Origin of the sequence: Planktotalea sp. (assembly GCF_039984035.1) — a bacterium.
Classification (GTDB): Bacteria; Pseudomonadota; Alphaproteobacteria; order Rhodobacterales; family Rhodobacteraceae; genus Planktotalea.
The window spans coordinates 1-10,919 of sequence record NZ_JBDWVM010000036.1 but is presented as its reverse complement, the minus strand read 5'-3'; the positions used below and the strand labels follow the sequence as shown (position 1 = coordinate 10,919).

Genomic DNA, 10,919 nt, shown 5'->3' with positions numbered 1-10,919 from the left:
GATACTGCCCAATGTGGCAGACCGTGCAGGAAGTTTGTGGTGCCATCGAGCGGATCAACGATCCAGCGGCGGGTCGGGTCTGCGCCCTCTTCCTCGCCGCCCTCTTCCGCGAGCCAGCCGTAGGTCGGACGCGCTTCCATCAGCTCTTCTTTGATGATTTTTTCCGCGGACAGATCAGCCTTGCTGACGAAGTCACCAGCGCCTTTGCGCGAGACTTGCAGGTTCTCGACTTCTCTGAAGTCTTTCGCGAGGGAACGGCCGGCTTTACGCGCGGCTTTGATCATCACGTTTAGATTAGCGCTGCCTTGCATGGCGGTGTCGTCCTTGGAATGTGAGGTGCTCAGGCGCGCGGTATAGGCAGAGGCGCGCCGTTTGCCAAGCGCTTAAGCGTTTTGAAGCTTAACAGCCTCTTCTTTGGCAAGGCGAATAAGGTCTTGCATGTAGGGCTTGTCAACTTCGGTGCTGCGCGTCGCCGCGAAGAGCTGCCGTGTCAGGCCATTTTCAGTCAGCGGGCGCGTCACATAATCCGAGGAATATTTCACCTCGCGCACCACCCAGTCAGGCAGAACGGATATCCCGCGATTTGAGGCCACGAGCAGAAGGATAACGGCGGTCAGTTCAACCTGTCTGATCCCTGCTGGTTCGACCTTGGCCGGGGTGAGCAATTGGCTAAAGATATCAAGGCGCGCGCGATCAACAGGATAGGTGATCAGCGTTTGACCGCGGAAATCTGCTGCGTCCACATAAGGTTTTTCCGCCAAAGGGTGCTGCGAAGAAGCGACAAAAACAGGTGCGTAATCAAAGAGGTGGGAGAACTCTACGCCTGCAATGTTTTCAGGATCAGAGCTGACAACCAGATCAACCTCTTCCTTTTGCAAAGCGGGGAGCGCGTCAAAGGCGAGGCCTGGTTTGATGTCCACGTCCACATCGGGCCAGAGTTTGCGAAAGCCTTCCAGCACAGGAAACAGCCATTCAAAACAGGCGTGGCATTCGATGGCGATATGCAAACGGCCCGATTTGCCAGCGCGCAGGCCTGTGAATTCATCTTGCAGCGCTTCGATCTCAGGCAGGATTTTCTCTGCAAGGCGCAAAAGACGAAGCCCCGCCGCAGAGAGCTTCATCGGCTTGGAGCGGCGCACGAAGAGTTCGACGCCTGCCTGATCCTCTAGCCCTTTGATTTGATGGCTGAGCGCGCTTTGCGTGATGTGCAATTGATCTGCCGCTTTGGCGAGCCCGCCGTTTTCATGAATCGCTCGGATGGTTCGAAGATGACGGAATTCTATGTGCATTACGGAGCCGCGCTCATAATAATAGTGAAAGTTATGAAGTTGTCTCACATATCGCGCTGTGCAACAAGAGCGACATTCATAAAGGAACCAAAGAACATGAGCGCGCCGCAAGTATCATTCGAGTTTTTCCCACCGCAGTCCTTGGAAGCCTCTTTCCGGCTTTGGGACACGGTCCAGACGCTCGCGCCGCTTGATCCGACGTTTGTATCCGTCACATATGGCGCTGGTGGCACGACCCGCGATTTGACGCGCGACGCGGTGGCGACCCTGCACAAGTCCAGCGGCCTTAACGTGGCGGCGCACCTCACCTGCGTGAACGCAACCAAAGAAGAGACGTTGGCGATTGCGGCTGGCTTTGCGGAAGCTGGCGTGAAAGAGATCGTCGCGCTGCGCGGTGATGCTCCCAAGGGCCAAGATAAATTCACCCCTTGCGCGGGCGGTTTTGCCAACTCCGTCGAGTTGATTGAGGCCTTGGCCGCAACGGGTGATTTCAAGATCCGAGTTGGCGCCTACCCTGACCGTCACCCAGAAGCGACAAGCGCGCAGGCGGATGTGGATTGGCTCAAGGCCAAGATCGATGCGGGTGCCTCCGAGGCGATTACACAGTTCTTCTTTGAAGCAGACACATTTTTCCGCTTCCACGATTCTTGCGTGAAGGCTGGGATCAATGCGCCGATCCTTCCCGGTATTCTTCCGATTGAAAACTGGAAAGGCACACGCAACTTCGCCAAGCGTTGCGGCACGCCTGTACCTGCGTGGCTTGATGATGCTTTTGAAAAAGCAGAACGCGATGGACGCGCTGATCTTTTGGCGACGGCGCTGTGTACTGAATTATGCTCTGAGCTGATGGAAGATGGTGTGGATGCACTGCATTTCTACACGCTCAACCGTCCAGAGCTGACGCGCGATGTGTGTCACGCGCTTGGCATTGCCCCGAAACTTGATTTGCAAAACGTCGCGTAACAACGATTGCAGCCCTTGCGTGCTCCTTTTAGCCTAACGGGTAAGAGGAGAGCCACATGTACTACGCCGAAAACCCTGATCAACTTTTATCATTTGCCCAAGCTCTGGACATGTCCGGCTTGGACTTCATGCAAGGCATTCTGGAGGGCACCAACCCTGCCCCGCCGATTGGCCGCACGCTGAACTATAAGCTGAATGACATTGCCGAGGGTCGCGCCGTGTTTCGCGGGGCACCCCTGTTTGATCATTGCAATCCCATGGGAACCGTACACGGTGGTTGGTACGGCACGCTTTTGGACAGCGCGATGGCCTGCGCGGTGATGACAAAGGTGCCAAAGGGCAGTTTTTATACGACCTTGGAATATAAGGTGAATATCATCCGCTCCATCCCGCTCGGCACTGAAATTGACGCGATTGGGATCGTTGATCATGCAGGGCGTTCAACAGGTGTGGCAAACGGTGAAATTCGCGGTGTCGCCGATGGCAAGCTTTATGCGACCGGCAGTACCACTTGCATCATTATGAAGCCTTAACTTTCGGGCTGATTGGGGCGGCGCCAGCGCTGGAGTGCGCGCGCGGCGATGTTTTCGCGCGGAGGTGTGCTTCGTTTTTGCTGACGCGAGTAAACCGAATGATGCAGGCGTTCGCATTTCCCGTCAGTCAACGAGCGCTTTTTACGGATCAAGAACAACTTCCCGAACCCGCGCCAAGAGCCAACGGAAGGCGCAAGCGGATTTTGCACCAATCGCGCGCGCCAATCTTCAGGCAACGTTAATCCACAGCTCTCAATACGCTCCAGCATCCAAACGAGCGGGATGTTTGCCAAAGGGCGCGCGGCTTCAAAGCCGCCAAGCTGGCCACCAACATCACCATGTGAGCCGGGGAACCAAACCTGTTCGATGCGCCCCTGCCAATCATTGGGGCATTTCCAAAGGACAGGCGCATAAGAATTGCGTGTCTCATCACAGGCCAAGGCATGAAACCCGTGTTTGATCGACCGCCCCAAATCGTGGTTGTGAAACTCATGGTTCGGCGCGCTCCAACGCCACAGGATGGGAAAGACAAGGCCCAGCGCCTTGACCGTATCCCAAACGCCGACCATTTCGATCGGTGCACTTGGATGGCATCGTTTTGCGATAAAGGCGGTATCATCTGCGTCTAGCTTTGCTTCACCGCATTGATACATATGATAAATTTGACGGACGGTTTGCGGATCAGAATGCTCGGCTTTTAACAGGCCGACCTGATCGATCACCCCCGCGAGCGAGCGGACAGCAAAGGCGCCGCGCGAATAGCCAAGCAGATAAATCTTGTCGCCAGGTCGGTAGCGCGTTGCCAGAAACCCGTAGGCGCGGCGAATTTGGCGATTGATCCCACGTCCCATCATCACGTCCGGCGCAGAGCGCCAACTACGCCATTGCACCCCTGCCTCATAATAAAGCGACAGGTCCGGCGCTGCTTCACACAGCATTTTATATGTGCGTCCAGCATTGGTCTCCAACCCATCCTCGAGCGAGGACATCGTGCCATCAAGGATCACGACATGGGTTTGTGCCTCGCGCTTTTGATTGCGCGGGGATTGGCGACGTCGGCGCAGTGCGCCCGTCATCCAGAGAGATATGCGTTTACTCAGCCGCAATGCGCGCGTCCTCTAGCATTTTCCAAACTCGGTTGGGGGTAAACGGCATGTCCGCACGGGCAACCCCTTTGCGCGCTAGTGCATCTTGCACCGCATTCGCGACAGCAGCCATTGATCCAACGGTCCCAGCTTCGCCGCAGCCCTTCATGCCCATAGCGTTCGCGGTGGATGGGGTGGCCTCTGTCGTGAATTCGATCATCGGCAGATCATCTGCGCGCGGCATCGCATAATCCATGAAGGTGGCTGTCAAAAGCTGCCCTTCATCATCATAAGCAACGGCTTCCATCAGCGCCTGACCCAGACCTTGGGCCACGCCCCCATGCACCTGCCCCTCGGCGAGCATCGGGTTGATCAGATTGCCGAAATCATCCACGACAGTATAGCGATCCACGCGGGTCACGCCGGTGTCAGGATCGATCTCTACCTCTGCGACATGGCCGCCATTGGGGAAGGAGCGCGCAGGCAAGGTTGCCTTGGCCTCATGGGTCAGCAGTTCCTCATTTCCCTCAACGCGCGCGAGATCAGCAGCTTCGATCATCGTGAAGCTCTCATTTGAGCCTTCGGCGCGGAAGGCTTCATCATCAAAGGAAATATCCGCCTCTTCGACGCCCATCTTTGCGGCCAAGAACGGTTTGAACGCGCTGATCATCTTCTCAACGGTCACAAGCGTTGCATTGGTTTGCACAGTGACAGAACGTGATCCACCCGTGCCGCCGCCCGTCGCAATCAGATCGCTATCCCCTTGTACGACAGTGATCTTATCAGCGGGAATGCCCGTCTGATCAGACAAGAACTTCGCATAGACAGTTTCATGTCCTTGCCCGTTGCTTTGCGTGCCCACAAAAATCGTCACTGTGCCATCCTCATTGAACGCGACTTTCGCGTTTTCAGAAGGATCGCCCAAAATACTTTCGATATAGTAACACAGCCCCATTCCGCGCAGCATACCGCGCGCCTCAGAGGCGTTGCGCCGTTTTTCAAACCCCGCACGGTCGGCAAATGTTTCTAAACGGTTAAGAACACGGGGGAAATCGCCCACGTCATAGGTTTCGCCAGAGGAGGCTTTGTACGGGAAGGCTTCGGGTGGGATAAAGTTGTGGCGGCGCAGCTCCCAAGGGTCAACGCCAAGCTCGCGCGCGGCATAATCCATTGCGCGTTCCATGAGATAGATCGCTTCTGGTCGCCCAGCGCCGCGATAGGCATCTACCTGCGTGGTATTCGTGTAAATGCCTTCAGCGCGCATGTAGGTGTCTTGCACGTCATAAACGCTCGGCAGTACGCGGCTAAAGAGCATTGTTTGAATGGCTTGGCCGAACTGCGAATTATACGCGCCGAGGTTAAAGCGTGAATGGACCTTGTAAGCGATCATTTTGTGCGTGTCGTCAAAGCCCATCTCAACCGTGCTGGTCAAATCGCGCCCACCTTGATCACTCAGCATCGCTTCGGTGCGATCGGACATCCAACGCACGGGCGTGCCAAGCATGCGCGCCGCAACGGAGCACACGACATATTCGGGATAGGTCATCGATTTCATGCCGAAACCGCCGCCCACATCGGGGTTGGTCACGCGGATTTGCTCTGGATCAAGCTTCATCATTTGCGCCAGATGCCCTTTGGCCACCCAAACGCCCTGCCCGCCAAAGGCAAGATGCAAACGATCATCGCCCCATTCTGCATAGCAGCCGCGCGGCTCCATCGAATTGACGATGATACGGTTATCACCCACCTCAAAACGCAGTTTATGCGTCGCCTTTGCCATGGCCGCATCTGCCTGCTCTTCCTTGCCCATCGCCCAATCAAGGGGGCGGTTGTCGGGGACATTGTCATGCAAAGGCGTGCCGCCTGCGGCCAAATCCATATGCGTGTCTAAATCTTCATAGTCGAACTCAATAAGCTCGGCGGCATCGCGCGCTTGCTCTAAGGTTTCGGCAAAGATCATTGCAATCGCTTCACCGACAAAGCGTACCTTGTCCTTGGCAAGCGCAGGGCGGAAGGTTGTCGCGCCCTTGGTGCCATCGCGGTTGTCCATCGCAATGCCCGCCATTGCGATATCAACGCCCTCGGCGATCATATCATCCGCCGTCAGCACCAAACGAACACCTTCGCTATCGCGTGCCTCGCTGACATCAAGTGTTGTGATTACCGCATGGGCCACGCTTGAGCGGAACACATAGCCAAACAGCGCCTCTTTCGGCGCGATATCATCAATGTAGCGCCCCGCACCGGTTAAAAACCGCGTGTCTTCGGTTCGAATAACCGACTGGCTTTTACCGAATTTTTCCATGCTGGGCTCCATATTTCGTATTTGCTTCAAGGGATAACCCTAAGCCACTGTGCAACAATGTCCAGATTGCCTTTTCCTTTGTGCACGCATTGTTTATCAGGACTTGAACACGACACCGATGTGAAGGACGCCCCTCCCATGGCTATGGAAAAGAATTTTAACGCAAAGACCGCCGAAGCGCGGCTTTATGAAGCTTGGGACGCGGCTGGCTGCTTTAAAGCCGGCGCGAATGCCAAGCCAGAAGCGTCAACCTTTTGCATCATGATCCCGCCGCCTAATGTCACAGGTGTTCTGCATATCGGTCATGCCTTTAACAACACGCTTCAGGACATCATGATCCGCTGGAAACGTATGCAGGGCTTCGACACCCTTTGGCAGCCGGGTACGGACCACGCGGGCATCGCCACGCAAATGGTTGTGGAGCGTAAGCTGGCGGAAACGCAGCAACCTTCGCGCGTTGAGCTTGGCCGTGAAGAGTTCCTCAAGAAAGTCTGGGACTGGAAGGGCGAATCTGGCGGCACGATCATCAACCAGCTGAAACGCCTCGGCGCCTCTTGTGATTGGGAGCGCGAAGCCTTCACCATGTCTGGCGCGCCCGGTGCCCCTGCTGATGTGGCGGGCGGCAATTTCCATGACGCCGTGATCAAAGTCTTTGTTGAGATGTACAACAAGGGTCTGATCTATCGCGGCAAGCGCCTTGTGAACTGGGACCCGCATTTTGAAACGGCGATTTCCGATCTCGAAGTTGAGAACATCGAAGTTGCGGGCCACATGTGGCACTTCAAATATCCGCTCGCGGGCGGCGCGACCTACACCTACATCGAAAAGGATGAGGACGGGAACGTCACGCTGGAAGAAGAGCGCGATTACATCTCTATCGCGACGACGCGTCCTGAAACGATGCTCGGCGATGGCGCGGTTGCAGTGCACCCATCAGATGAGCGTTACGCCCCTATTGTTGGTCAGCTTTGTGAAATTCCGGTCGGCCCGAAAGAGCTGCGCCGCCTGATCCCGATCATCACGGATGAATACCCTGACAAGGACTTCGGTTCTGGCGCGGTAAAGATCACTGGCGCGCATGATTTCAACGACTACCAAGTTGCCAAGCGCGGCGGCATTCCGATGTATAACCTCATGGACACCAAAGCGGCGATGCGCGCTGATGGAAAGCCTTATGCGGAAGAAGCAGCGATTGCCCAAGCGATTGCCAATGGTGAGCAAGAATTCGACGAGGCGATGATCGCCGCGATGAACCTTGTCCCCGATGAATACCGTGGCCTTGATCGTTTTGAGGCGCGTAAGAAGGTGATCGCTGATATCTCTGCCGAGGGTCTTGCAGTGATGGTTGAGACCACGCGCAAGGTGAAGGACCTCGATGGCAATGAAAGCGAAGTAACGGAAACGGTTCCCTACGTGGAAGCGAAGCCGATCATGCAGCCGTTTGGGGATCGCTCTAAGGTCGTCATTGAACCGCTACTCACGGATCAGTGGTTCGTTGAAACGTCCAAGATTGTTGAGCCTGCGCTGGAAGCAGTACGATCGGGCAAGACAAAGATCATGCCGGAGAGCGACAAGAAGGTGTATTTCCACTGGCTGGAAAACATCGAGCCTTGGTGCATCTCCCGTCAGCTTTGGTGGGGGCATCAGGTGCCTGTCTGGTACGGCTTCGATAGCGTTGGCGCTTGGGAACATATCTACGCGGCCGTGCAATCAGATGCCCAGCTTGATGAGGATCGTCTGAAAACAGAGGTTCTGAGCAGCTTTGCGACCACGAGCTTCTGCGCGTCCTCGTTTGATACTTGTCTGGACGCAGCAGAACCGCATTACGGCGCCGGATGGACCATCGTTGAAACCAACAGCTTGGAAGAAGCCTATACCGTCTTCGCGCAAAATGCCGCGTTGGGCAAAAAGGTTGCGCCGCTCTATCGCGACCCTGACGTGCTGGACACATGGTTCTCCTCTGGCCTTTGGCCTATCGGCACGCTCGGCTGGCCTGATCAAACGCCTGAGCTGGAAAAATACTTCCCGACCTCAACCCTGATCACGGGCCAAGACATCCTATTCTTCTGGGTGGCTCGCATGATGATGATGCAGCTCGCTGTCGTGGATGAAGTGCCGTTCGATACGGTCTATCTGCATGGCCTCGTGCGCGATGCCAAGGGCAAGAAGATGTCCAAATCCACCGGCAACGTGGTTGATCCGCTGGAAATCATTGATGAATACGGCGCCGATGCGCTGCGCTTCACCAATGCGTCTATGGCGTCTTTGGGCGGCGTGCTCAAACTCGATACAAAACGCATCGAGGGCTATCGCAACTTCGTCACCAAGCTTTGGAATGCCGCCACCTATGGCGATTTCAAAGGCACGTTTGAGGTGCCCCATTCAGATGCGATCCCAGACACGGCCCTGCCGCTGAACAAATGGATCAAAGGCGAAATCGCCAAGACCCGTGAAGTGGTGGACGAGGCGTTAGAGGCTTACCGTTTCAACGACGCGGCCAACGCACTGTATGCCTTCACGTGGAACACTTTCTGTTCGCAGTACTTGGAATTCACCAAGCCTGTATTGGATGACGGCACGGATGCGGAAAAGGCAGAGACGAAGGCGACCTATGCTTGGGCGCTGGATCAAATCCTCATCCTGCTGCACCCGATTATGCCGTTCGTGACCGAAGAGATTTGGGGCCAAAAAGAGCGTCCAAACATGATCGTTCACGCCGAATGGCCAAGCTATGCAGCGGCGGATCTTGTGGATGCGCAGGCCGATGCGGACCTCAGCTGGACCGTTGCGATGATCGAAGCGATCCGCTCTGCGCGTGCGCAGATGAACGTCAACGCGGGTGCGTTTATTCCTTTGGTTGTCAAAGGCATGGAGCCAGCAGCGAAAGCCGCTTGGGAGCAGAACGAAGCGCTCATCATGCGTTTTGCGCGTGTTGAGAGCATGACCCATGTGGACGAGCTGCCGAAAGGTACAGTGGCTCTGGCCGTGTCAGGCGGCACGTTCGGTCTGCCGCTTGAGGGCGTCATCGATGTGGCGGCTGAAAAGGCGCGTCTTGAAAAGACACTTGGTAAGCTGGCGAAGGAGCTCGGCGGTCTGCGCGGTCGTTTGAACAACCCAAAGTTCGCCGCGAGCGCCCCTGCCGAAGTTCTGGAAGAAACCCGCGCCAACCTCGCCCTACGCGAAGCGGAAGAAGCCAAGCTGAACGAGGCTTTGGCCCGTTTGGCGGAACTTGGTTAACCATAAAGACAATGGGTTGGGGGCATTGTCCCCGCCCACCTCAAAGCAGCCGTGATGTCCAAGCTCGGCAGTGAGGACTGCCTGCGACATTATCACTCCAGAGAGAATTCGACGAAGCTCTCTATTCTGGCCTCGATGCACAAATGACAGGCCCGAGACATGAACCTCAAAAAAATAGATGGAACCTTCGCCGTCACGCAGCTTGCCGCCGATGCGCCGCTTCCTGACTGGTTCAACGGCGCTGGTTTCATGGCGATGGTCAAAGCAGACGATGAGTTGACGCTCGTCTGCGACGAAACACGCGTTCCCGAAACCGCCACCGCCGAGCGCGGCTGGGCGTGTTTTCGCAGCGTCGGCCCTTTCGCCTTTGATGAAGCTGGTATTGTCGCTGGGCTGATTTCCCCCATTTCTGCGCAGAACATCGGTGTCTTTGTTTTATGCACCTTTGATGGGGAGCATATCCTGTGCCCTGCCACACATTTTGACCAAGTGCAGAGTATTCTAGAAGCGGAGGGTCATTATTTTGTCCAATGATTCGATCACCTTCAAAGCCCAAGCGCCCCGACCTGAAGAGTTCTCAAGATTGCGCGCTGACTGCGGTTGGGGGACCATTAGTGTTGAGACGGCCAAAGCCGCTTTGGCCAATAGCGTCCTTGATCTATGCTGTTTTGACGGCGAACGTTTGATCGGGATGGGCCGCGTTGTCGGTGACGGGGTTCTGTATTTTTACCTGCAGGACATCATCGTTCACGCAGAGTATCAAAATCGCGCCATTGGTCGCCGTATTGTGGAGATGCTTCTGGATGAGGTGCGCAAGCGGGCCGAACCGGGGGCTACGATCGGCCTCATGTCAGCGCAGGGCAAAGAGGCCTTTTACCAGCACTTCGGCTTTGAGCAGCGCCCAAATGACAGACTCGGTGCTGGTATGACCCAATTCATACTGTAGAACGGTATTTGGCTGCGATCTACTTAAACACAGGGGCGCGTTTTTGCACGTTGGCCATGACCGCCTCCATTTGATCGGGCGTACCAACGAGCGCCGATTGCGCGCGGGATTCTTCGAGCAGCACCGCCGCGTCATCAGCCATGTGTTGATAGGCGAAAGTAACGAGCGCCTTGCCCTCACGCACCGCTGATGGGCTCTTGGACGCGATAAGTTTTGCCAGCTCTGTCGCCCGTGCAAGCGGGTCATCATTCACTTCGGTTGCAAGTCCATATTCGAGCGCCTGCGCCCCTGTGAATTGTTCGCCCGTATAGGTCAAACGGCGCAGCACGTCGGCGCGTACGAGGCGGGGCCAAAGCACCATACCGCCCATATCTGGCACCAAACCCCATTTCATTTCCAAGATCGACATGCGCGTGTCAGGCGCCGCAATGCGCATATCCGCGCCTGATGCGATCTGCATACCCGCGCCAAAGCAAACGCCATGCAGCGCTGCGATCACAGGCATTTCCAGCTGGCTCCAGACCATGCTCACATGTTGGTAATCGTTAGAGGGTCCATGGG

At 56.0% G+C, this 10,919-nt stretch carries 10 protein-coding genes; 5 read left to right on the top strand and 5 right to left on the bottom strand.

The window, feature by feature from the left end:
* The coding region (locus tag ABJQ89_RS01620) for an inositol monophosphatase family protein (RefSeq protein WP_348494530.1) at positions 1 to 311 on the bottom strand (311 nt) is incomplete at its 3' end.
* Between the two features lie 72 nt (positions 312 to 383).
* Positions 384 to 1,289, bottom strand: a complete 906-nt coding sequence (locus ABJQ89_RS01615) for a LysR family transcriptional regulator (RefSeq protein ID WP_348494532.1) — start codon at positions 1,287 to 1,289, stop codon at positions 384 to 386.
* 96 nt (positions 1,290 to 1,385) lie between these two features.
* On the opposite strand from ABJQ89_RS01615, the gene metF reads away from it, so the two are divergent.
* Together metF and ABJQ89_RS01605 are read left to right on the top strand one after the other, a co-directional pair.
* Positions 1,386 to 2,252, top strand: a complete 867-nt coding sequence (metF, locus tag ABJQ89_RS01610) for a methylenetetrahydrofolate reductase [NAD(P)H] (protein ID WP_348494529.1) — start codon at positions 1,386 to 1,388, stop codon at positions 2,250 to 2,252.
* Positions 2,253 to 2,308: 56 nt separating this feature from the next.
* Positions 2,309 to 2,785, top strand: a complete 477-nt coding sequence (locus ABJQ89_RS01605; RefSeq protein ID WP_348494528.1) for a PaaI family thioesterase — start codon at positions 2,309 to 2,311, stop codon at positions 2,783 to 2,785.
* Here ABJQ89_RS01605 and ABJQ89_RS01600 read toward each other — a convergent pair.
* Entirely contained in the window at positions 2,782 to 3,861 is a 1,080-nt protein-coding gene (locus ABJQ89_RS01600; protein WP_348494531.1) for a DUF2235 domain-containing protein, read from the bottom strand. The two genes, ABJQ89_RS01605 and ABJQ89_RS01600, sit on opposite strands and share 4 nt — an antisense overlap.
* A 16-nt stretch (positions 3,862 to 3,877) precedes the next feature.
* A complete protein-coding gene (locus ABJQ89_RS01595; protein ID WP_348494527.1) occupies positions 3,878 to 6,175 on the bottom strand; it encodes a xanthine dehydrogenase family protein molybdopterin-binding subunit in 2,298 nt (765 codons plus the stop codon).
* A gap of 138 nt (positions 6,176 to 6,313) precedes the next feature.
* Here ABJQ89_RS01595 and ABJQ89_RS01590 point away from each other — a divergent pair, with 138 nt between their 5' ends.
* From ABJQ89_RS01590 to ABJQ89_RS01580, 3 genes are all read left to right on the top strand, one after another.
* Entirely contained in the window at positions 6,314 to 9,412 is a 3,099-nt protein-coding gene (locus tag ABJQ89_RS01590) for a valine--tRNA ligase (protein ID WP_348494526.1), read from the top strand.
* A 159-nt stretch (positions 9,413 to 9,571) separates the two neighbouring features.
* Positions 9,572 to 9,946 (top strand): ACT domain-containing protein, encoded by a 375-nt coding sequence (locus ABJQ89_RS01585; protein WP_348494525.1) that lies wholly within the window; start codon positions 9,572 to 9,574, stop codon positions 9,944 to 9,946.
* Positions 9,936 to 10,358, top strand: a complete 423-nt coding sequence (locus tag ABJQ89_RS01580) for a GNAT family N-acetyltransferase (RefSeq protein WP_348494524.1) — start codon at positions 9,936 to 9,938, stop codon at positions 10,356 to 10,358. The genes ABJQ89_RS01585 and ABJQ89_RS01580 overlap by 11 nt, the downstream gene beginning before the upstream one ends.
* 19 nt (positions 10,359 to 10,377) lie before the next feature.
* Here ABJQ89_RS01580 and ABJQ89_RS01575 read toward each other — a convergent pair.
* On the bottom strand, positions 10,378 to 10,919 hold a 542-nt coding region (locus ABJQ89_RS01575; protein WP_348494523.1), incomplete at its 5' end, for an enoyl-CoA hydratase-related protein.